This is a genomic window from Zwartia sp. (assembly GCF_049655405.1).
Taxonomy (GTDB): Bacteria; Pseudomonadota; Gammaproteobacteria; order Burkholderiales; family Burkholderiaceae_B; genus Zwartia.
This window is the reverse complement of record NZ_JBASJR010000009.1, coordinates 60,515-82,819: the sequence shown is the minus strand read 5'-3', so window position 1 is coordinate 82,819 and position 22,305 is coordinate 60,515. Positions and strand designations below refer to the sequence as shown.

General features: G+C 54.3%; 18 protein-coding genes, 1 pseudogene and 2 riboswitches. Of the genes and pseudogenes, 10 read left to right on the top strand and 9 right to left on the bottom strand.

Going from position 1 to position 22,305, the window contains the following annotated elements:
* Positions 1-87 precede the first annotated feature (87 nt).
* On the top strand, positions 88-1,995 hold the full coding sequence (htpG, locus tag WBJ47_RS06190) for a molecular chaperone HtpG (RefSeq protein WP_422245835.1): 1,908 nt from the start codon (positions 88-90) through the stop codon (positions 1,993-1,995).
* On the opposite strand, the gene ampD is transcribed toward htpG, so the two are convergent.
* The 3 genes from ampD to WBJ47_RS06175 are packed head-to-tail and all read right to left on the bottom strand — an operon-like array spanning position 1,992 to position 3,714.
* Complete coding sequence (ampD, locus tag WBJ47_RS06185) at positions 1,992-2,585, bottom strand: 1,6-anhydro-N-acetylmuramyl-L-alanine amidase AmpD (RefSeq protein WP_422245825.1); 594 nt, start codon at positions 2,583-2,585, stop codon at positions 1,992-1,994. The genes htpG and ampD overlap by 4 nt on opposite strands.
* 9 nt (positions 2,586-2,594) lie before the next feature.
* Positions 2,595-2,858: a PP0621 family protein gene (locus WBJ47_RS06180; protein ID WP_422245824.1), complete on the bottom strand. Its 264-nt coding sequence runs from the start codon at positions 2,856-2,858 to the stop codon at positions 2,595-2,597.
* A 1-nt stretch (position 2,859) separates the two neighbouring features.
* Positions 2,860-3,714 (bottom strand): cytochrome C assembly family protein, encoded by an 855-nt coding sequence (locus WBJ47_RS06175; RefSeq protein ID WP_422245833.1) that lies wholly within the window; start codon positions 3,712-3,714, stop codon positions 2,860-2,862.
* A gap of 28 nt (positions 3,715-3,742) precedes the next feature.
* Between WBJ47_RS06175 and ffh the strand changes: the two genes are divergently transcribed.
* Positions 3,743-5,155 carry a signal recognition particle protein gene (gene ffh / locus WBJ47_RS06170; RefSeq protein ID WP_422245822.1) on the top strand — a complete coding sequence of 471 codons (1,413 nt, stop codon included), beginning with the start codon at positions 3,743-3,745 and terminating at the stop codon, positions 5,153-5,155.
* A 41-nt stretch (positions 5,156-5,196) separates the two neighbouring features.
* Here ffh and trmB read toward each other — a convergent pair.
* Positions 5,197-5,856 (bottom strand): annotated as a pseudogene (trmB, locus tag WBJ47_RS06165) (tRNA (guanosine(46)-N7)-methyltransferase TrmB); the annotation flags it as partial.
* Between the two features lie 14 nt (positions 5,857-5,870).
* The gene (thiS, locus tag WBJ47_RS06160; protein WP_422245820.1) at positions 5,871-6,071 is read right to left on the bottom strand and encodes a sulfur carrier protein ThiS; all 201 of its coding nucleotides are present in this window, start codon (positions 6,069-6,071) and stop codon (positions 5,871-5,873) included.
* Positions 6,072-6,103: 32 nt separating this feature from the next.
* Between thiS and WBJ47_RS06155 the strand changes: the two genes are divergently transcribed.
* On the top strand, positions 6,104-6,844 hold the full coding sequence (locus WBJ47_RS06155) for a sulfurtransferase (RefSeq protein WP_422245819.1): 741 nt from the start codon (positions 6,104-6,106) through the stop codon (positions 6,842-6,844).
* Positions 6,845-6,866: 22 nt separating this feature from the next.
* Here the strand turns inward: WBJ47_RS06155 and metG are convergent, their stop codons facing one another.
* On the bottom strand, positions 6,867-9,008 hold the full coding sequence (gene metG / locus WBJ47_RS06150) for a methionine--tRNA ligase (protein ID WP_422245818.1): 2,142 nt from the start codon (positions 9,006-9,008) through the stop codon (positions 6,867-6,869).
* Positions 9,009-9,122: 114 nt separating this feature from the next.
* Complete coding sequence (locus tag WBJ47_RS06145) at positions 9,123-9,383, bottom strand: hypothetical protein (protein ID WP_422245816.1); 261 nt, start codon at positions 9,381-9,383, stop codon at positions 9,123-9,125.
* Positions 9,384-9,431: 48 nt separating this feature from the next.
* Here WBJ47_RS06145 and apbC point away from each other — a divergent pair, with 48 nt between their 5' ends.
* The 7 genes from apbC (at position 9,432) to gcvP (ending at position 19,674) form a co-directional block, all read left to right on the top strand.
* Complete coding sequence (gene apbC, locus WBJ47_RS06140) at positions 9,432-10,517, top strand: iron-sulfur cluster carrier protein ApbC (protein ID WP_422245814.1); 1,086 nt, start codon at positions 9,432-9,434, stop codon at positions 10,515-10,517.
* Between the two features lie 90 nt (positions 10,518-10,607).
* Positions 10,608-11,174, top strand: coding sequence for a dCTP deaminase (gene dcd, locus WBJ47_RS06135; RefSeq protein ID WP_422245813.1), 567 nt, complete (start codon positions 10,608-10,610; stop codon positions 11,172-11,174).
* 131 nt (positions 11,175-11,305) lie between these two features.
* Positions 11,306-13,573 carry an Orn/Lys/Arg decarboxylase N-terminal domain-containing protein gene (locus WBJ47_RS06130; protein ID WP_422245812.1) on the top strand — a complete coding sequence of 756 codons (2,268 nt, stop codon included), beginning with the start codon at positions 11,306-11,308 and terminating at the stop codon, positions 13,571-13,573.
* A 39-nt stretch (positions 13,574-13,612) separates the two neighbouring features.
* On the top strand, positions 13,613-14,809 hold the full coding sequence (locus tag WBJ47_RS06125; RefSeq protein WP_422245810.1) for an NAD(P)/FAD-dependent oxidoreductase: 1,197 nt from the start codon (positions 13,613-13,615) through the stop codon (positions 14,807-14,809).
* Positions 14,810-14,892: 83 nt separating this feature from the next.
* Positions 14,893-15,000: riboswitch (glycine riboswitch) on the top strand.
* A gap of 27 nt (positions 15,001-15,027) precedes the next feature.
* Positions 15,028-15,141: riboswitch (glycine riboswitch) on the top strand.
* Between the two features lie 84 nt (positions 15,142-15,225).
* Positions 15,226-16,326, top strand: a complete 1,101-nt coding sequence (gene gcvT, locus WBJ47_RS06120; protein WP_422245808.1) for a glycine cleavage system aminomethyltransferase GcvT — start codon at positions 15,226-15,228, stop codon at positions 16,324-16,326.
* 83 nt (positions 16,327-16,409) lie between these two features.
* Entirely contained in the window at positions 16,410-16,790 is a 381-nt protein-coding gene (gene gcvH / locus WBJ47_RS06115) for a glycine cleavage system protein GcvH (protein WP_422245807.1), read from the top strand.
* 10 nt (positions 16,791-16,800) lie between these two features.
* Positions 16,801-19,674, top strand: a complete 2,874-nt coding sequence (gene gcvP / locus WBJ47_RS06110) for an aminomethyl-transferring glycine dehydrogenase (RefSeq protein ID WP_422245805.1) — start codon at positions 16,801-16,803, stop codon at positions 19,672-19,674.
* Between the two features lie 65 nt (positions 19,675-19,739).
* Here gcvP and WBJ47_RS06105 read toward each other — a convergent pair whose 3' ends face one another.
* A complete protein-coding gene (locus WBJ47_RS06105) occupies positions 19,740-21,785 on the bottom strand; it encodes a DUF945 family protein (RefSeq protein WP_422245803.1) in 2,046 nt (681 codons plus the stop codon).
* Positions 21,782-22,285 (bottom strand): dihydrofolate reductase, encoded by a 504-nt coding sequence (locus tag WBJ47_RS06100; RefSeq protein ID WP_422245801.1) that lies wholly within the window; start codon positions 22,283-22,285, stop codon positions 21,782-21,784. Before WBJ47_RS06100 ends, WBJ47_RS06105 begins: the two co-directional genes overlap by 4 nt.
* Between the last annotated feature and the right edge of the window lie 20 nt (positions 22,286-22,305).

The window sequence follows — 22,305 nt, the reverse complement described above, 5'->3', positions numbered from 1 at the left end:
TACCCCCCAATTACTTAACATCAGCTTGCCTGAGGCCTTAAAACGCCCTTGGGTAAGCCAATCTGTGGATAACTTACGGTGAGCATGATGAATCAAACAACTGCGTCCTCAGACGCTTCTCAAACACTGGGTTTTCAGGCGGAAGTTAAGCAACTGCTGCATCTGATGATCCATTCGCTCTACAGCAACAAGGAAATTTTCTTGCGTGAGCTGGTGTCGAACGCCTCGGATGCTTGCGACAAGCTTCGTTTTGAAGCGATTGATCATCCCTCCCTGTTTGAGGGAGATGGCGAACTACATGTGCGCGTGGATTATGACAAAACAGCTCGCACGATCACGATTTCCGATAATGGTGTGGGCCTGTCCAAGGAAGAGGCCATCGCCAACCTCGGAACGATCGCTCGCTCAGGGACACGCGAGTTTTTCTCAAAGTTGACGGGTGACAAGCAAAAAGACGCCCAGCTCATCGGTCAGTTTGGAGTGGGTTTTTATTCGTCCTTTATCGTGGCGGACAAAGTCACAGTCCGCAGCCGCCGCGCGGGTCTGCCTGCAGATCAAGCGGTGATTTGGGAGTCTGACGGTCAAGGCGAGTTTTCGATTGGCGCGACAGAAAAAGCCACTCGCGGCACAGATGTCGTATTGCACTTGCGCGCGGACGAAGAAGAGTTTTTGAGTGGCTGGAAATTACGCGAAGTCCTGCGCCGCTACTCAGACCATATCTCCCTGCCTGTGCAAATGCTTAAAGAAGAGTGGGATCAGGAAAAGTCTGAGCAAGTTAAAAAAGACGAGTGGGAGTCTGTGAATCAGGCCAATGCGCTCTGGACACGCAATAAATCTGAGGTGACTGACGAGCAGTATCGTGAGTTTTACAAGCATGTGTCGCATGACTACGATGATCCGCTCGCCTGGACGCACAATCGTGTCGAAGGCCGCAGTGAGTACACGCAACTGCTGTATGTCCCCAAGCATGCGCCGTTTGATATGTGGGATCGAGATGCGCGTCGCGGCGTCAAGCTCTATGTCAAGCGCGTCTTCATCATGGACGATGCCGAGCAGATGCTGCCGTCCTACTTGCGCTTTGTGCGTGGCGTGATTGACTCTGCCGACTTGCCTCTAAACGTCTCGCGCGAGTTGTTGCAGGAAAGCCGTGACGTCAAAGCCATCCGCGAGGGCTCGACCAAGCGCATTTTGAGCCTGTTAGAGGATTTGGCAGAAAACAAGAAAGACGAATACGCGACTTTTTGGGCGGAGTTTGGTCAGGTGCTCAAAGAGGGCACAGGCGAGGATGCAGCTAATCTTGAGCGGATCGCCAAACTGTTGCGTTTTGCCTCGACCCAAGCAGATTCTGATGCTCAGACCGTCACGCTTGAGGATTATGTTTCGCGCATGAAAGAAGGCCAGGACACGATTTATTTTGTCACGGCCGATAGTTACACAGCGGGTCGCAATAGCCCTCACCTCGAGATCTTCCGTAAAAAGGGTATCGAAGTGTTGGTCTTGTGGGATCGCGTCGACGAGTGGATGCTGTCTCACTTGCGTGAGTTCAACGGCAAAAAACTGACCTCGGTTGCGAAAGGTGGTCTGGATCTCGAAGCCCTGGCCGACGAAGAGGAAAAGAAGCATCAGACCGAAGTGGCTGAGCAATTCAAGCCTCTCGTGGAGCGACTTCAAGAGGCGCTGAAAGACCGCGTCAAAGAAGTTCGTGTGACCTTGCGCCTAGTGGACTCGCCGTCGTGCGTGGTGGTTGGACAGAACGACTTGAGTCCACACTTGCAGCGCATGCTCAAGGCCGCAGGTCAGGAAGCGCCCAGCATTCTGCCAGTGCTGGAAATTAATCCTGAACACGCTTTAGTTAAACGCGTTCAGTCAGCTTCTGACGCATCGTTTAATGACTGGGCGAGCTTGTTGTTCGAGCAGGCTTTGTTGGCTGATGGTTCGAGCTTGCCTGATCCGACTGCCTTTGTCCGACGCGTCAATCAGTTGTTGCTCGGTTAAGGGTTGCAGTCTTGTCGCGGTGGGGGTAATGCCGCGACAGGCCAACCTGCGCGCTCGGCATAATGCCCCCAGTCAAATGCCTCGCCGGGGTCTGTTTTTCGCCCGGGCGCAATATCGCAGTGTCCCCTGACTGAGGTCAGGGGGTAGTGTGCACGTAGGCATTGCGTGAGTGCCGCGAGTGCGTCGTATTGCGCGTCCGTGTAGGCAAGGGTGTCCGTGCCCTCAAGTTCAATACCAATCGAAAAATCATTGCATTGTGTGCGCCCCGCATGTTGCGAGACGCCGGCATGCCAAGCCCGTTTGTCACAGGCAACAAATTGCGTGATGTGTCCGCTGCGGTCGATCACAAAATGCGCAGAGACAGTCAGCCCTTGCAGGTTTTCTGCAAACCAAGGGTCTGCGTTGAGATCAAGTTGATTGAGAAAAAGATCTGCCACAAAAGGTGTGCCAAATTGTCCGGGCGGCAAACTGATGTTGTGTATGACGAGTAAAGAAACGTCTGTATTCTCTGGGCGCTCGTTAAAGTTGGGTGAAGGACGCAGCGAAACACCCGTGGTGGGCTCAAGCCAAGCTTGTGCGTCAAGCTTCATATTGGTGAGTTAACGAGGCTGGCGCGGGCCAAGTTGTGCGTGGGCTTCACTGCACCACGTTTCATCTTGGATCAGCAAAGCATCGGAGCGCGGTAAAAACACATTGCAATGCGCGCAGCGAACCATCGCCTCCGAGTGAGGTAAAGGATTGGACTGTTGAGGCTGGCGCTCTTGTTCGTCACGAAACCGTTTTTTAGCCGCTTGATGCGAAAGAAAACGGCTGACCAGCAGCACGCCAAAAAATACAGCAATCCAAAATAGAGTTTTACCCATCTTATAGCCTTTGCAGGATGACTTCGAGCACGAAGCGTGAGCCTGTGTAGGCCAAGACAACAAAAGCAAAACCCACTAGCGTATACCGCAGTGCGGTTCGGCCACGCCAGCCTCGCAGATGTCTGCCGATAATGAGAATGCCAAACGTTAGCCAGGACAACAAGGTAAAGATGGATTTGTGGTCAAGCGGTAACCATTTTCCGGAGTAGGAGAGCGAAATCATGGCGCCAGAGAACAAGGTCAAGGTGAGCGCAGCAAATGCAATCCAGATCAGGCGAAACAGCACTTGTTCCTGAGCAAGCAAGGGAGGCTGAGCATCTAACAGGCGGCCCACGATGCGTCTCATGGACCCTGGGTGGGCACCCTTTCCGTGAGGAAAGTGCAGCCTACGATCCAAGCCAGACATTAGCATCGCTTGAAGCGCGGCAATCGTAACGAGGGCATATGCTGACAAGGCAATGAGAAGATGAATGCGCAAACCCGCGTCGTTCGCATGCGCGATGACTTGAGACTGTGGAAAGATCGCAGCCAGCACGCAAACAGCCGTACCCACCGGCAATAAGAGGAGCTGCAGGCCGTCAATCCGAATCACCAGGCTTTCTAGCCAGAAAACAATCATGCCGATCCAGACTGCGGCAGACAAGGCGAGAGACCAACTGACTCTGAGGTTGCCATCCTGCAAAACAGTGTCTCGCAGGGCAATTCCGTGTAAAACAATGGCTAAGAGTAAACCAATACGCGCGAAATGACCCGCCCGTACGATCGGTGGATCCGACGAAAGCGAGCGACAAAGGCCAATACCTAGAACGGCATAGGCCAACGCAGCGAGGGAGTGAAATACAATACCGACAGACATATGCCTAGTGTAAAGCGAAACCGCCATCATGCTTGAAAATCTCACCCAACGTCTCTCCCGTGTCGTTAAGACCATGCGGGGTGAGGCACGTCTGACCGAAACCAACACGCAGGACATGCTGCGGGAGGTTCGCCTCGCGCTCTTGGAGGCCGACGTTTCCCTGCCTGTGGTGCGCGATTTCGTCGCGCGCGTCAAGGAAAAAGCCCTCGGTGAAGAAGTGGTTGGCAGCCTGTCTCCAGGCCAGGCCTTGGTGGGGGTGGTACACCGTGAGCTGACCTCACTCATGGGAGGCGACTTAGGCGCAGATGCGAGCGAGTTATCGCTGGCGATGCAGCCGCCCGCCATTATTTTGATGGCAGGTCTGCAAGGTGCGGGTAAAACCACCACGACCGGCAAGCTCGCACGATGGTTGTCCGAAGGCAACCATGTGCAAAACGGGCGTAAAACCGGCAAAAAGAAAGTGGCCGTGGTCAGTGCCGACGTCTACCGTCCGGCGGCGATCGAACAGTTGAAAATGGTCGCCGAGCAGGTCGGAGTCGAGTGGATCGCCTCTGATGAGACGCAAAAGCCCGAGGATATTGCCCGCCATGCGATCGACTACGCCCGCCGTCACCATTTTGATGTGCTGATTGTTGATACGGCCGGACGTCTCGGTATTGACGAGGCCATGATGCGCGAAATTCGCGCCTTGCATGACTTGCTCAATCCGATCGAAACCTTGTTTGTGGTCGACGCGATGCAGGGTCAGGATGCCGTCAACACTGCCCGTGCTTTTGGCGAAGCACTGCCGCTGACCGGTGTGGTCCTGACGAAGCTCGATGGTGATGCGCGTGGCGGTGCCGCCTTGTCGGTGCGTCATGTGACCGGTAAGCCACTCAAGTTTGTTGGTGTGTCTGAAAAGCTCGATGGCCTGGAGCCGTTCCACCCCGAGCGGATGGCGCAACGGGTCTTAGGCATGGGCGACATTGTGTCGCTGGTCGAGCAAGCGCAGAAAAATATTGACGTTGCCGAGGCGCAAAAACTCGCCGCCAAAATGAAGTCCGGCGATAAGTTCGATCTCAACGACTTCCGCGACCAGCTTGCGCAGGTCAAAAAGATGGGCGATATGGGTTCTCTGCTTGAAAAACTCCCCGCGCAGTTTTCACAAGCCGCCGGTCAGTTGCAAGGCGGTCAGGCTGAAAAACAGTTACGACGGACAGAGGGCATTTTGAATTCCATGACGCCGCTTGAGCGCGCCAAGCCTGATTTGCTCAAAGCCTCGCGTAAGCGCCGTATTGCTGCGGGCGCTGGCGTGCCTGTTCAGGAGGTCAACCGCATGCTCAACCAGTTTGAGCAAATGCAAGGCATGATGAAGCAAATGAAAAAAGGCGGCATGGCCAAGATGATGCGCGCCATGGGCGGAATGAAAGGTCTCGGCAAGCTTGGCGGCTTTGGTCGCTAGGGGCGGCAGATTGTTACGTCTGGCGTCCCCGGTCCGAAAAGTTAGCCTTTCTTTTTAAAGATGAGATCCCATACGCCATGACCGAGACGCAAGCCTCGGTTTTCAAATTTTGTCAGAGGGCGATAGTCCGGTCTGGGTGAAAACCCCTCACAGGTGTTCGACAGCGATTTTTCTCCGGAGAGGACTTCGAGCATCTGGTGCGCATAGTGTTCCCAATCGGTTGCACAGTGAATGTATGCGCCGGGCGCCATTCTGCTGGCCAGCAGCTCAATCAGAGGCGGTTGAATCAAACGACGTTTATGGTGACGTTTTTTCGGCCAAGGATCAGGAAAATAAATATGTACGCCCGCAAGTGAGTCGGGAGCGATCATATCGCGCAAGACCTCGACCGCATCGTGCTGAATCAAGCGTACGTTGGTGAGTGCTGAGGCCTCGATGCGTTTAAGCATGGCGCCTACACCCGCATTAAACACCTCGACACCTAGAAAGTGATCTTGTGGCCTGGCGAGTGCGATTTGTTCTGTGGTCTCGCCCATGCCAAAACCGATCTCAAGAATGGTCGGGGCAGGGCCGCCAAACGCCTCTGTCAAGTTCAGCAGACTCGGCTGATAAGCAATAGACCATTTGCTTAAAAACGCATCAAGCGCTTCTTGCTGACCCTTGGTCATATGACTGCGTCGGTTGACGAAACTACGGATATGCAAGGGGTGCATGATTAACCGCCTCCAACGGCAACAACAATTTCCAGGCGATCGCCGGTCTCGAGCTGCGTGCTCGCATAGGTGCTTTTGGGGACGATTTCGCCATTGCGCTCGACCGCGATACGTTTGCCCGTGTAGCCTAGCGCGTCGATCAGCGTCGAGACAGAAGTGGGGCCAGACAGGGTCTTGGGGTGGCCATTCAGAACGATATTCATAGCGTTATTGTAGTGGGTATAATCCATAAACGATGATCCAGATTACTAATATTGCCGCTTACAAATTCGTCTCTCTCGACAATCTCGAAGAGCGTAGGCTTGCACTGCTGGCACAAGCCCAAGTCAATGCCCTCAAAGGCACCGTGCTGCTGACACCAGAGGGCATCAATTTATTTTTAGCTGGCACAAAAGAACATATTGATGTTTTTTTAGACTGGCTGCGCGCAGACCCTGCTTTCGTTGATCTCGAAGTAAAGTTCAGTCTCTCGCAAGACGTGCCCTTCAAGAAAATGTTGGTCAAAATCAAGCGTGAAATTATCCGCATGAATCATCCGACGATTCGTCCCGAAGCCGGGCGCGCGCCTGCAGTGGATGCACAGACGGCGGCACGCTGGATCACGGAGGGACACGACGATGCGGGACGTCCCATCGTGTTACTCGATACGCGAAACGATTTTGAAGTCGATGCCGGCACTTTCGTGGGCGCGATGCATTGGAATCTGACCAAGTTCACTGAGTTCCCACAGGCCGTGCTCGATCATAAAGACGAGCTCGCCGGCAAGACGATTATTAGCTTTTGCACGGGTGGTATCCGCTGTGAAAAAGCCGCTATTTTCATGGGTGAAGTGGGCGTTGAAAACGTCTATCAGCTGGACGGCGGCATCCTCAAGTATTTTGAGGAAACTGGCGGCGTTGGATATCAAGGCAATTGTTTTGTCTTTGATGAGCGCCGGACCTTGGATCCGGCGCTTCAGCCGCAACCACTCGCGTAGTGGTTTTGGCTGACATGCGGACTTAGCGAATCCGCATACCGGGTTGTGCGCCACTCTCGGGATCTAGGACGTAAATCCCCGGCTGAGCCTTCGGGTCAAAGTGGCTCGCTGAGAGCACCATGCCCTCAGACACGCCAAATTTCATTTTTCTCGGCGCAAGGTTGGCCACCACTACAGTCAGCCGACCTTTGAGTTGCTCGGGTTGATACGCAGACTGAATCCCTGAAAAAATATTGCGGTGACGTCCCTCGCCGAGGTCAAGCGTGAGTTGCAGCAGCTTGGTCGAACCTTCGACACGTGCGCAATCAACAATACGGGCGACCCGCATGTCGACCTTCATGAAGTCATCGATTGCGATGGCTGCCGCGATGGGTTCGCCGCCTGGTGTGAGCCCACCCGAGTGATCCACTGTGGCAGCCCCAGCATTTACAGCATCGGCTGCGGCTTTGGGTTTGTCTTTGGACGCAGTCTCAGCGGGTAGTTCAAACAACGCATCGAGCATCGTGGGCTCCACACGTTGCATTAGGTGTTTAAAGGGACTGATGTGCGCGGGCAGCTCACCGGCATCGGACCACACAAAGCTGCGTGACAGACCAAAGAGCTCTTGCGCGACACGTTGTGCCAGCACCGGCAAAATGGGCGTAAGCATGACAGTCAAGGCTTTAAAGCCTGCTAGCGCTGTTGAGCAAATATGCTGGAGCGAAGCGCGTTGTGCTGGGTCTGCGTCAGCCAGACCTTTGGCAATCAGCCAGGGCTGAGCGGCGTCAAAGGCTTGGTTGATCTGATCGGCATGTGCCATGATTTCACGAATCGCACGACCGTATTCGCGCGTTTCCAAATCATTGCGAACGGCTTGAGCGGCTTGCGTCCAGTGCGTCGCTAAGGCGTTGTCGCCAGGATAAGCGAGTTGGCCATCAAAATACTTGCTGATGAAATTGGCAGCGCGGCTGGCGATGTTGATGTATTTGCCCACCAAATCGCTGTTGACGCGTGCGACAAAATCATCGGGGTTAAAGTCGATGTCTTCGACGCGAGCGTTGAGTTTGGCCGCGATGTAATAGCGCATCCATTCGGCATTCATGCCCAACTGCAGATAGCGTAACGGAGAAATTCCCGTGCCACGGCTCTTGGACATTTTTTCACCACTGACGGTGATAAAACCATGCACATTGAGTTGGTCAGGTGTTTTTCTGCCGGCAAACTTCAGCATGGCGGGCCAGAACAACGCGTGAAAATAGACGATGTCTTTACCGATGAAGTGCACTTGCTCAGTCGCATTGCCGGGGGTCAGCAGCGTATCGAAATCGATGCCGAGCTTGGCGCAGTAAGCCTTGAGCGAGGCGAGATAACCGACTGGTGCATCCAGCCACACGTAAAAATACTTGCCCGGGGCATCGGGGATTTCGATCCCGAAGTAGGGCGCGTCACGCGAAATATCCCAGTCGCCCAAGTTGACTTGGTCGTCGCCTTCGCCATGCCCGAGCCATTCGCGGGTTTTAGCCAGCACTTCGGACTGGAGACGTTTGTGACCTTGGGTGTTGGTCCCTGTGGTCCAGTCTTGTAAAAACTGTACACAACGAGGGTCGGATAGCTTAAAGAAAAAGTGTTCTGAGCTTTTGAGAATGGGGCGCGCTTGTGTCAGTGTGGAGTAGGGGTCAATCAGGTCGGTGGGCGCATAGACGGCGCCACAGGCCTCGCAAGAGTCGCCGTACTGATCTTTGGCATGACATTTCGGGCACTCGCCTTTGATGTATCTGTCCGGCAAAAACATGCCCTTGACCGGATCAAAAAATTGCTCAATCTCGCGTGTTTCGATCAATCCAGCTTCGCGCAGTTTGAGGTAAATACCTTGGGAGAGCTCGACGTTTTCAGGCGAATCCGTGGAGTGCCAGTGATCGAACTCGATATGAAAGCCTTGCAGATACTGCGGGCGCTCGGCTGCGATACGGGCCACGAGCTGCTGAGGAGTAATGCCCTCGGCCTCGGCTTTCAGCATGATGGGGGCGCCGTGCGTGTCGTCAGCCCCGACAAAGTGCACCGTGTGTCCTGCCATCCGCATTGAGCGCACCCAGATATCCGCCTGAATGTATTCCATGATGTGGCCAATGTGGAATGAACCGTTGGCGTAGGGCAGTGCGGTCGTGACAAAAATAGTTCGGGACATGAGTGACAGGAAGCTTAGGTGGATATTGAGATCAATAGGATCATTTTAGAGCAGTGTTTGGCGCGCGCAGCGTGCTGATGCGGGCCGATCAGGCGGGTTGGCTGAGCGGCTGACCTAGCGGACATCTCGGGATTCGACGTCCGTGACGTCTTTTGCGTTCAAAGAACCCTGTGTTGACGTGGACTTACGACCGGATCTGCGCGCCATCCAGTATTCTTTGGCCTCGAAAGGTTTGCCGCGCAAGCGGGAAATCACGAGCAAAAAGACAATCGCAATGAGGGTGGAAAAAGTCAGGATGAGTGCCATCACCAGTCCGATGAAAGCCACCACGATGACCACGGCAAAGCGGATAATGCGGCGAAGTAGTTCAATCATAGTGATACCGTGGTCCAAATAAAAAACAAAGATAGCAGAGGAATTGCAATGAGTGTAGCGCTAGTAGACGTCCGGACAGTACTTGAGCGGGTACTGGATCCAGTGACAGGTGTGTCGCTGAGTCGCGCCGTCAAGGACACGCAGATCCAGATCGCTGACGGTCGAGTCAGTGTTCAGGTGGTGTTGGGCTACCCCGCCGCCCGCCGGTTTGAGTCCTTGCGCAGCCTGTTGCTCGAAGCCCTTCAGGCGGCGGGAATCTCTCAAGCCGACGTCACGATTTCGAGCAAAATCATCGCCCACGCCGTTCAGCCTGGGGTCGCACTGGTGCCGGGTGTGCGCAACATTATCGCAGTGGCCTCTGGTAAGGGGGGCGTAGGAAAGAGCACGACCGCGGTCAACTTAGCGCTTGCTCTACAGGCCGAAGGCGCTCGTGTGGGTTTGTTGGATGCGGACATCTATGGGCCAAGCGTTCCCACATTATTGGGCGTGTCACAGCGTCCCGATAGTGCCGATGGCAAGACGATGAGCCCGGTCGTGGGGCATGGCATTCAGGCCAACTCGATTGGTTTTATGATCAGCGAGGACAATCCTGCCATTTGGCGCGGTCCGATGGTCACCCAAGCCCTTGAGCAGTTGTTGCGGTCGACCAATTGGGATAATTTGGATTATCTGATCATCGATATGCCTCCTGGCACAGGTGATATCGCCTTGACCTTGTCGCAAAAAGTCCCCGTGGTTGGGGCTGTGATTGTGACAACGCCTCAGGATTTAGCTCTTTTGGATGCGCGCAAAGGATTGCGCATGTTTGAAAAGGTCAATGTGCCGGTGCTGGGCGTGATTGAAAACATGGCGATTCACGTTTGTAGCCAGTGCGGACATGCCGAGCATATCTTTGGTGAGGGCGGTGGGCAACGCATGGCGGACCAATACAAGGTGGCATGGCTGGGCGCGCTACCCCTGTCGATGGCGATTCGGGTCGGGGCAGACGCCGGAAAGCCGACGGTTCTGTCTGATCCTGCGAGCGAGGCGGCCAAGCTTTATGGCGAGATTGCCTCTAGAGTCGCTGCCAAGGTGGATGCTTTGCCAAAGGATTTGAGCGATAAGTTTGGCGTGATTGCCGTTAAACGCACTTAGATTTGGTTTTACTGCCCTTGTATGGTCAGATCGGTCCATACAAGGGGTAAAATTCGCGCTCTCGACTTTTAATTTTGAGGCGCTTGTTTAATGAGCATCAAAAGCGACAACTGGATTCGCCGCATGGCCCAAAGCGACGGGATGATCGAACCCTTCGAGCCTGGCCAAGTGCGTTCTAACGAATCAGGACGGATTGTGAGCTACGGCACAAGCAGCTACGGCTATGACGTGCGCTGTGCCAATGAGTTCAAAATCTTCACGAATATCAATTCGACTATTGTCGATCCCAAAAATTTCGACGAAAAATCTTTTGTTGATTTCAAGGGTGATATTTGCATCATTCCCCCAAACTCCTTTGCGCTCGCGCGCACGGTCGAGTATTTCCGGATTCCCCGCAGTGTGCTGACCGTTTGTTTAGGCAAGAGCACGTATGCGCGTTGCGGCATCATCGTCAACGTGACACCTCTTGAGCCTGAGTGGGAGGGTCATGTCACGCTTGAGTTTTCCAATACCACGCCGCTACCTGCGAAAATCTACGCAGGCGAAGGTTGCGCGCAGATGCTGTTTTTTGAAAGCGACGAGATTTGCTCGACCTCTTACAAGGATCGGGGCGGTAAATATCAGGGGCAGCTTGGCGTCACTCTGCCACGCACTTAATCGTGGATGCATTCACCCCGCGTGGTTGACTCGAGTTGGTCGCGTGGGTGTGTTAATACTTCTGTTTATTGCTATGTGCCGAGCCTCGTGCCTGGCGACATCTTCCATTTATTCTCTGCGGAGTCCTTCGGATGAAATTTCGCTTTCCTATCTTTATCATCGATGAGGACTACCGCTCGGAGAACGCTTCGGGTTTGGGCGTTCGAGCGCTTGCCACGGCAATCGAAGCCGAAGGCATGGAGGTCATCGGGGTCACCAGCTATGGCGACTTAAGCTCCTTTGCTCAGCAACAGAGTCGCGCCAGCGCGTTCATTCTCTCGATTGACGACGAAGAGTTTGATGTGGACTCCCCCGAGGATGTCGCGGGCGCGATTAAAAATCTCCGTACGTTTATCGGCGAGTTGCGTTTTCGCAATGCGGACATACCGATTTATCTCTACGGCGAGACGCGTACGGCCGAACATATCCCGAATGATATTTTGCGCGAATTGCATGGTTTCATTCACATGTTTGAGGACACGCCTGAGTTTGTGGCGCGCCATATCATCCGCGAAGCACGCAGCTATGTGGACAGCCTAGCCCCTCCGTTTTTTCGTGAGCTGGTCAATTACGCGCAGGATGGCTCCTACTCTTGGCACTGCCCGGGTCACTCAGGCGGCGTTGCTTTTCTAAAGAGTCCGGTCGGGCAAATGTTTCACCAGTTCTTTGGTGAAAACATGCTGCGCGCCGACGTCTGTAATGCCGTGGACGAGCTTGGCCAGTTGCTTGACCACACCGGACCGATCGCCGAGTCCGAGCTCAATGCCGCCCGGATTTTTAACGCCGATCATTGCTATTTCGTCACCAACGGCACTTCAACATCGAACAAAGTCGTTTGGCACGCCAACGTGGCGGCAGATGACATTGTGGTGGTGGACCGTAACTGCCACAAGTCCATTTTGCATGCGATTACGATGACCGGCGCGATCCCTGTGTTTTTGCGCCCAACACGCAATCACATGGGCATCATTGGACCGATTCCTCTTGAGGAATTCGAGCCAGCGAATATCCAGAAAAAAATCGATGCCAATCCCTTTGCGCGCAACGTCAAAAACAAAAATCCTCGCATTTTGACACTGACGCAAAGTACCTACGACGGCGTGATCTACAACGTCGAGACGATCAAGGCCAAGCTTGGCAACCTGGTCGATACACTTCACTTTGATGAAGCCTGGTTGCCGCATGCGGCGTTCCACAGCTTTTATCAGGATATGCATGCGATTGGGGCCGGCCGTCCGCGCAGCCCAAAATCCATGGTGTTTGCCACGCACTCGACGCACAAACTGCTGGCCGGGATCTCGCAGGCTTCTCAGATCATTGTTCAGGAGTCTGAGTCACGCAAGCTTGACCGCAATATTTTCAACGAAGCCTATCTGATGCATATGTCGACTTCGCCCCAGTACGCGATTATCGCGTCTTGCGATGTGGCAGCGGCGATGATGGAAGCGCCCGGCGGTACGGCCCTGGTCGAGGAAAGTATCCGTGAAGCCCTTGATTTCCGTCGTGCGATGCGTAAGGTCGATCTCGAGTACGGTGATGATGACTGGTGGTTTACCGTTTGGGGTCCGGATTATCTTGCCGCCCATGGTGTGGGTGAACAGTCCGACTGGATGCTCAAAGCCAACGACCACTGGCACGGCTTTGGCGATCTTGCCGAGGGCTTCAACATGCTGGACCCGATCAAGGCGACGATTGTCACGCCAGGATTGGATATGTCCGGTAGTTTTGGTGAAACCGGCGTGCCTGCGGCGCTTGTGTCAAAGTACTTGACCGAGCATGGCGTGGTGGTTGAAAAAACCGGCTTGTATTCCTTTTTCATTATGTTCACGATCGGTATCACCAAAGGCCGTTGGAACACCTTGCTGACGGCTTTGCAGCAGTTCAAGGATGACTATGACCGCAATCAGCCAATGTGGCGCATCTTGCCTGACTTCTGCAAAGGTAATCGACGCTATGAACGCATGGGGCTACGCGATTTGTGTCAGCAAATTCATGAGCAATACCGAAAGCATGATGTCGCACGTCTGACGACCGAAATGTATTTGAGCGATATGGTGCCGGCACTTAAGCCCTCGGATGCCTTTGCCAAAATGGCTCACCGCGAGGTTGAGCGTGTCTCCATCGACCAACTCGAGGGTCGTGTGACAGGTGTGTTGTTAACGCCCTACCCACCCGGTATTCCCTTGTTGATTCCGGGTGAGCGTTTTAACAAAACCATCGTTCAATACCTGCAGTTCGCGCGTGAGTTCAACCAAATGTTTCCTGCATTTGAAACCTACATTCACGGCTTGGGCGAAGATGTTTTGCCCAATGGTGAAAAGCGTTACTACGTCGACTGTCTGATAGAAGAGCAATGCTGATCTTACGTTGCCAAACGAGACCTCTGATTGAGGGCGTCTATGCAGCAGTTTGATGTGGCAGTGATTGGTGCGGGCGCCGCTGGCATGATGTGTGCCGCGGTGGCTGCGCAGCGTGGACGCTCGGTCGTGCTGATTGATCACGCCAGTAAGCTAGCGGAAAAAATCCGTATCTCGGGTGGTGGTCGTTGTAACTTCACCAACAGACAAGTACTGCCAGAGAACTTCATTTCGGCAAATCCTCATTTTTGCAAGTCAGCACTGGCTAGTTATACCCCTCAGGACTTTATTGACCTGATGCGCCGTCATGACATTGCTTGGCACGAAAAGCACAAAGGTCAGCTTTTTTGCGACGACAGCAGCGAGTCGATTATCGAGATGCTGCGTGTCGAGTGCGATCAAGGCGGCGTTCAGTGGCGGATGCCCTGCGAGGTCAAGGAAGTCTTGCGAGAGGAGTCTGCGGGAGTCACTGTTTTTACTGTCAATACCTCCGTCGGGCCGATTCTTGCGAGCAATTTAGTGGTGGCCACGGGGGGCTTGGCCATCCCCCAGCTAGGCGCCACAGATTTTGGCTTAAAGCTCGCCCGACAGTTCGGACTCAAGGTCATTGAGCCGCGCCCGGCGCTGGTGCCTCTGACCTTCGATGCTGAGGCGTGGGCACCTTTTGGCGAGCTTGCGGGTGTTGCCCTACAGGCAACGGTGAGCGCAGGTCCGGGGCGGCGTGCGCAGCATTTTCTCGAGGATGTCTTATTCACCCACCGGGGCTTATCGGGCCCCGGCATTTTGCAGATTTCGAGTTATTGGCAGCCTGGTGAGGCGATTGTGCTGGACTTAGCGCCAGGGCAAGACTTATCCGCCAAGCTGCTCGAGTCTAAGGTCGGCGGCAAGCAACAGCTAGGGACGGTACTTTCGTCTCTCTGGCCCAAGCGCCTCGCGGAGCAGTGGCTTGGCGAACAGGCGACGACACGGCTTGCAGACGCACCAGATCGCATCCTCAAGGACTTAGCGCAGCGCATTCAGGCCTGGGCTCTTGTCCCGAGCGGAACGGCGGGCTACAAAAAAGCTGAAGTGATGCGCGGCGGCGTGGATACGCGCGGGCTCGATCAGCGCAGCATGCAAGCCCGAAACGTACCTGGCCTGCATTTTATCGGCGAAACGGTTGATGTCACGGGCTGGCTAGGTGGCTATAACTTTCAATGGGCGTGGGCGTCTGGCGTCGCTTGCGGGCGTAGCCTCTGATTCCAGATGTGTTTAAGCCTGGGCCGAGGCCAGGGCGGACTTGTCGAGGGCTCGCGTTTCGCGTTATGCTTCAAAAGCTGTGAACGCATATTGCGGGAGAGCGCAAAGAAGTCCTTATTCATGACTTCTGTTTGCCGCCGAAGGCGCAATTCGCCCAGAATCGCTCAGGCCCCCCATACCGCAACATGAATTGAAGGCTTTCTAACCGAAGGCCTTCAGCACAACACTCTGGAGAGACCCGCGACCCCTTGAACAGGGTCACCACGGGCGCCGAAGGTGCACACCCGCGAACTTGCGGGGCAACTCTCAGGCAAAAGGACAGAGGGGCGGATCGCCATTCAAATTTCGTGCGCGCAGCGCATGCGATTGAGGTGCCGCACCTTTCTACTGTCTTATTTCTCTGCCGGAGTTCTTTTATGTCTGCTGAATTAAAGCGCACCCCTCTTGCCAACGTGCATCTTGCCGCAGGCGCGCGCATGGTTGATTTTGGTGGCTGGGAGATGCCCGTCAACTACGGTTCACAAATCGAAGAGCACCATGCCGTGCGACGTGACGCAGGCATGTTCGATGTCTCGCACATGCTCAATGTGGATGTGGTGGGCGCTGATGCGACACCGTTTTTACGCAAGCTGATTGCCAATGATGTGGCCAAGTTGACCCAGGCTGGCAAGGCGCTGTATTCCTGCATGCTCAATCCTCAAGGCGGTGTGATTGACGATCTGATCGTTTATTTTTTTACACCGACACAATGGCGCTTGGTCGTGAATGCTGGCACAGCAGAAAAAGATATCGCCTGGATGCAGCGTGTCGCAGCCTCTAGTGGTTTTAACGTCACCGTGACGCCTAGACGTGATCTTGCGATGGTCGCCGTGCAAGGGCCGAACGCCCGTGCCAAAGTGTGGGCGACGCGTCCGGCTTGGCGTGCCTCGACAGAAAGTCTCGGTGTATTTTCTGGCGCACAGTTCCCTGGCGACACCATGGTGGCGCGGACAGGCTACACCGGCGAAGACGGTTTCGAGATTGTTGTGCCTGCCTCCGAGGTTGAGCAACTCTGGCGAGATCTGACTGCGCAGGGTGTCGCACCTTGCGGTCTGGGTGCGCGTGATACCTTGCGCCTCGAAGCAGGTATGAATTTATACGGCCAGGATATGGATGAGTTGATTCATCCCAATCAGGCAGGCCTCACTTGGACCGTGTCCCTCAAGGATGTAGACCGCCGCTTTATTGGTCGTGATGCCATTGAACAATTTGCAGATCCCCGTGTATTTATTGGCCTCAAGCTTCTGGATCGCGGCGTCATGCGCGCCCACATGGTAGTGCGTACCGCCCAAGGTTTGGGCGAGGTCACCAGCGGCACGATGTCCCCAACCATGGGCGTCTCAGTGGGTTTTGGCCGATTACCTCAAGGTGTCGCCGTGGGCGATCAGGTTGAGATTGATATCCGTGGCAAGTGGGTGCCCGCCGAAGTGTGCAAGCTGCCCTTTGTGCGGAATGGTCAGGTTCTCACGCACGCCTAACCCCTGCGTTGAAATGTTTAAACAATATTCAATCAGTCCGTATTTTTTGAAATAACTTTCTTTATCAATTTCCGGAGACTTTCATGAGCATTCCTAGCGATCGTAAATACGCAAAAACACACGAATGGATCAAAGCCGAAGGTGATGTGATGATCGTGGGTATCACCGGACCTGCACAAGAGCAGCTCGGTGATCTGGTGTTTGTCGGTGACGTTAAGGTCGGTGCCAAACTCGCAGCGGGCGCCACTGCAGGCGTTGTCGAGTCAGTGAAGGCCGCTTCAGACATCTACGCCCCCGTCGCTGGCGAGATCGTTGGTTTTAATGAGGCGCTCAATGACGCCCCTGAGAGCATCAATGCCAGCCCGTATGGCACCTGGATCTTCAAGATCAAGGCAAACAACCCCGCCGATGTTGATGGTTTGCTCGATGCAGCAGGCTATCAGGCTGTCGCTGACGCAAGTTAAGGCAAACACCATGTCCCAAGTTTTGGATACCTCGAACGAATTTATTCCTCGCCACATCGGTCCAAGCGAGGAGGATCAGAAAAAGATGCTCGCGGCGATTGGTGCGGCGGATCTCGCGGCGCTGATGCGCGAAGTGGTTCCCGCCAACATCCATATGTCTCGTGAGCTTGATCTCCCTGGCGCGCGCTCCGAGGCCGATGTGCTGGCTGAGATGCGTAAAATCGCTGCAGACAATCAAGTATTTCGTAACTACATTGGACAGGGCTACTACGGTACGCACACGCCTAATGTTGTCTTGCGCAATATTCTCGAGAATCCGGCTTGGTACACCGCCTACACGCCTTATCAACCAGAGATTTCTCAGGGACGCCTGGAGGCGATTCTGAATTATCAAACCATGGTGGCGGATCTGACCGGGCTCGATATTTCGAATGCCTCTTTACTCGACGAGGGTACCGCCGCCGCCGAAGCGATGACGCTCGCGCGTCGCGCTTCTTCTGCGCAAAGCAAAGTCTTTTTTGTTTCGCAACATTGCCACCCCCAGACGATCGAAGTGATCCGCACACGTGCGGATGGTTTAGATATTGACGTGATCGTGGGTGACGAGTCCAAGGGCGTGCCAGCGTGTTTCGGTTTGCTGGTGCAATACCCCCACTCCCTGGGTGCAGTTGCAGACTATCGCGCGCTCGCCGAGCAAGTCCATGCGCAGGGCGGTGTGGTCGCTTGTGCGACGGACCTGTTAGCCTTGGCGTTGCTTGAGCCGCCCGGTCACTGGGGTGCAGATATTGCGATTGGCTCTGCACAGCGTTTTGGCGTGCCGTTTGGTTTTGGCGGACCACACGCAGGGTTTATGGCGTGCAAGGATGCGTTCAAACGCAATATGCCAGGCCGTCTGGTCGGTATCTCCAAAGATGCTCAGGGTAATCAGGCTTTGCGCTTGGCACTACAGACGCGTGAACAGCATATCCGCCGTGAAAAAGCCACCTCGAACATTTGTACTGCACAGGTGTTGTTGGCGGTGATGTCCAGTATGTATGCGTTGTGGCATGGTCCCAAGGGAATTCAGTCGATTGCAACGCGTGTGCATCAGTCGACCGCGCTTCTCAAGCAAGCACTGACCGCGCTTGGCATCAACGTGGTCAATGACACCTTTTTTGATACGCTGTTGCTCGACACGGGTGCGCAGACTGACGCTGTGCTGAAAGCCGCTCGCGCGGCCCGCATCAATTTGCGAAGTGTCAATGCGACCCAGCTCGGTATTTCACTCGATGAAACTGTGACGGTTCAGGATCTCGACCAGTTGCTCGGCGTGCTAGCCGGTGCGATCGGCAAGGCTCCACCCGCATTGTCGACCGATGTGAAGGGCTTGCCAGGTATCCCCAGCAGTGTTCATCGCAAGCAAGCGATTCTGAGTCATCCTGTTTTTTCAAGTATTCAGTCCGAAACGGATATGCTGCGCTATCTGCGTAAGCTAGCCGATAAGGATCTGGCCTTAGATCGGACGATGATCCCGCTCGGCTCATGCACGATGAAGCTCAACGCCACTGTAGAGATGATTCCTGTCACTTGGCCAGAGTTTGCGGCGATCCATCCTTTCGCCCCTGCAGACCAGACGCGTGGCTATCAGACGATGATCGAACGCTTGTCCAAGGACCTCTGTGAAATTACAGGTTACGACGCGATTAGTTTGCAGCCAAACTCTGGCGCGCAAGGCGAGTACGCAGGCTTGCTCGCGATTCGTGCCTATCATCGCGCGAATGGTCAGCATCAACGTGATGTCTGTCTGATTCCTGCTTCGGCGCACGGCACCAATCCCGCTTCTGCCAATATGGTGGGCATGGATGTTGTCGTAGTGGGCTCCGATGCGCACGGTAACGTTGACCTTGAGGATCTCAAAGCCAAAATCGCCAAGGTTGGAGATCGCTTGGCTGCGTTGATGGTGACCTATCCGTCCACGCATGGCGTCTTTGAGGAAGCGATCACAACGATTTGCGATCTGATTCATGAGGCAGGCGGCCAGGTGTATATGGACGGTGCCAACATGAACGCGATGGTGGGAGTGGCACAGCCTGGCAAGTTTGGTTCGGATGTGTCTCACCTGAATCTGCACAAAACCTTTTGCATTCCTCATGGTGGCGGCGGACCAGGTGTCGGACCGGTCGGCGTGCGTGCGCACCTTGCCCCATTTTTGCCCGGCGTGGTCAATGAGAAAGGTGTGATGGCCAATGGCATGCCTGTGGGCCCTGTGTCGGCTGCGCCTTTCGGCTCTGCGAGCATTTTGCCCATTCCTTTTGTCTACATCTCGTTGATGGGCGCACAAGGGTTGCGTCGTGCAACCGAAGTGGCGATTTTGAGCGCTAACTATATTGCCCGTCGTTTGGCTGATCATTATCCTGTGCTGTACACCGGCCGTAATGATCGTGTGGCACACGAGTGCATCCTTGATATGAATCCGATCAAGGACGCCTCTGGCATTAGTGCCGAGGATATCGCCAAGCGTTTAATGGATTATGGTTTCCATGCGCCGACGATGAGTTTCCCGGTTGCGGGCACCTTGATGGTCGAGCCAACTGAGTCAGAAGGTCTGGCTGAGTTGGATCGGTTTGTCGAGGCCATGATTTCGATTCGCAAAGAAATCGCCCAAGTCGAGCGTGGTGAACGTGACAAGAGCGATAACGTGTTGAAAAACGCTCCTCATACCGCCAAGATGTTGTTGGCCGAAGAGTGGCACCACGACTATCCTCGCCAGCAGGCGGCCTACCCAGTCGAAAGCTTGCGAGACAGCAAGTATTGGCCACCTGTGGGTCGCGTGGATAACGCGTGGGGCGATCGTAACTTGGTGTGTTCGTGTTTGCCGATTGAGGCGTACGCTGAGCAGGTGTAATGAAAACAACGGCGATCACCCTAAGGTGATCGCCGCTTGCCCTCAAGGTTTAGTCGCCCCTCAAATCAGTTTGGTTTAGGCGTATCAGTCTGCAGCGCTTCATTTGATGGCAGGGTGCTTGAGCCACTTTCTGGTGTAACGGCTTTAGCCGCAGTCGCCGCTTCGACGGCAGCTTTTTCAGCCGCCGCTTTTTCAGCGACATCCGCTGCCGCTTTTTCGGCGGCTTTGAGCTCGACTGAAAACTCTCGGACGAGTTTAAAGAAGGTGCTGACCATGCCTTCGATCGCATCTTGGCCGATGCCGCCGTAGGCACTGATGTCCATCTCCAAGACCGGCGCATTTAAATCGTTAATAAAGACACGCGCCCATCTGTTTCTTAAGTTCCAATCGTTGACGAACTTGAGCGGAGCGGTTTGGTTTGTCGGATAAGTCGCTCGGAGCAGCACATCTTCGCAAGTCGGATCTTTGCGGCAACCGCTAAAAATGATCTCAATCTTGTTGGCGCCTAGGTCGCTCGGCGCGACGTTCAAGACTAAATCTCCATCGGCGTCTCTTGATTCTTGGTAGGTAAAGTCCGCATCACTCAAAATAGCTGCAAGTATTGAGGGATCCAAGTGCTGGAGAGCAGAGGCTTCGTCCGGACCGACTTGTCCTGCTGCTGCTTGATTCGCTAGCCAAGCGGAGGGAACAAAGGTACTCAGTAACTTTAGAATAGGCTCGGCTGACGTACGTTGTCCGTTAATTCTCAGTGCATCGTTTTGAACGTTGAAGTGGCTAACAAGCAAGCCATTTTGCACCCGACCGAGCTTGAGTTGGGCCGCCAGATCTGCCAGTCTTCTTGACTCGCGGTCAGCAAGTCCTTTGACTTTTGCGGGATTTGAACCCGGGGTCTGCATCGACTGTAATACAAGTGCGTTCACCATAGGCTGAGAAACTGTCAGCGTTGCGTCAAGCGTATTGATGAGGCTTTCTCGCAGACCGAGGCCGCCATTGGCAAGTTCCGCCGGTTTAAGGACTGCACTGAGGGTGAGTTGACTCTTTCCAGCAGGCGTTTCCCAAAGCAGTGGCTCAATACGAATGGATGGACTATTTTTGAGAAGGCCATGAAGCTGGAGCCAGATCTTTTTTATCTCTGCCGCGCTCAAGGCTTCAGGTGCGAGGATATGACTCATCAAGCGGATGAGTGTGCGGTTGTATAGCTCAATCAGTGGAAGCAGTGCACGATCACTGAGCTTGTCGAGAGTGACCCCAAGCTTGAAGCTACCCATTTTCTTTTGGGCAATACTCAACGAGTGGATATCAATACGTGTTTCGCCGCTCACCTCTGCGTCGTCTAGTGCGAGCTCCGTGCGGAGCTTCACTTTTTCAAGTTCAAGGGTCGGTGCGTTGACGGAAGACCAGGCCAGGCTGGCGATCTCACGTTTATTGATGCCGACAGGTAATCCCAATGCCCCTGATTTGGCATCAGTTTCTAGTTTGACGCCTTTAAGATCGATGGTGGTGTGGCCATCCGTCATGTTGAGTGCGTCGAGGGTCAGCTCACCTTTCCTGTTTCGAAAGCGCGGTCCGATTTCAGCTTTGAGTTGAGCGCCGCCAAACTGCACACGCAAGGCATCTTGGCGAAGATCGAACGCTGCGGCAGTCCAGAGTAGTTTGGCAACACCATTGGTCGCAACTCGTGTTTGACCGACAACAAACGGACGATTCTGGTTCGTATTAAAAAGCGCTTCGGTCCATGGTGTTGACGCAATATGTGTGTCAATCACTGCACCTACTGCAGAAAAATCCCCGTTTAGAATATTTTTTAGAGGAAAAGGTCCGTGCGAGATCTCGTTCACAAACAGAATTTCGCGTTTGGTGGCTGTCGCGGAGTCTTGTTTGGATGGAAACGTCAAAATGTAGGACGCCTGACTAGAAAAGATCCCGCGCTGGTAATTCCTGGCAGTTAAACGAATCTGGTCTGACCAAGTACGAGACAGGTGGAGGTTAATAGCATCTACGGCTGCGTAAGATTGCTCTTGGATACGAAACCCTGACCACATACTCGCACCACTATAGGCCGCAATCAGGGCAACTAGAACAGATGCGATGAGGATGAGTCTTTTTTTCATTTTTTTACTATCCCTTGATCACCGATCTTGGTGTACTGCACAACATCAAAGGACAAGCCATTTTCGGGTGGGTAATGTGTTCTGGACGTTTCCGACCAGGCTTGCTTGTCCAAAGAGGCAAAGAACGCATCGCCCTCAATATTGTCCTGAATTTCAGTCGCGATGACGGACTGGGCAAAAGGGAGTGCTTCTTGATAGATTTGTGCGCCGCCAATCACAAAGGCTTGCTCGGCGTCCTGCACGGCGTCGATGGCGAGTGCGAGACTGGTGACACATTGTGCCCCCGCAGCTTCGTATTGCGGGTTTCTCGAAATGACAATGTTGCGTCGGCCGGGCAGCGGCCTCCCAAGAGACTCCCAGGTTTTGCGACCCATGATGACCGGGTGTCCAAGCGTAGTGCGCTTGAAATGTGCCAAGTCACTGGGGAGTTTCCAGGGGAGGGTGTTATCTCGCCCAATCACGCGATTCAGTGCGTAGGCGACGATCAAGGAGAGCTGCATGTGATTCGGGCCTTTTGAAC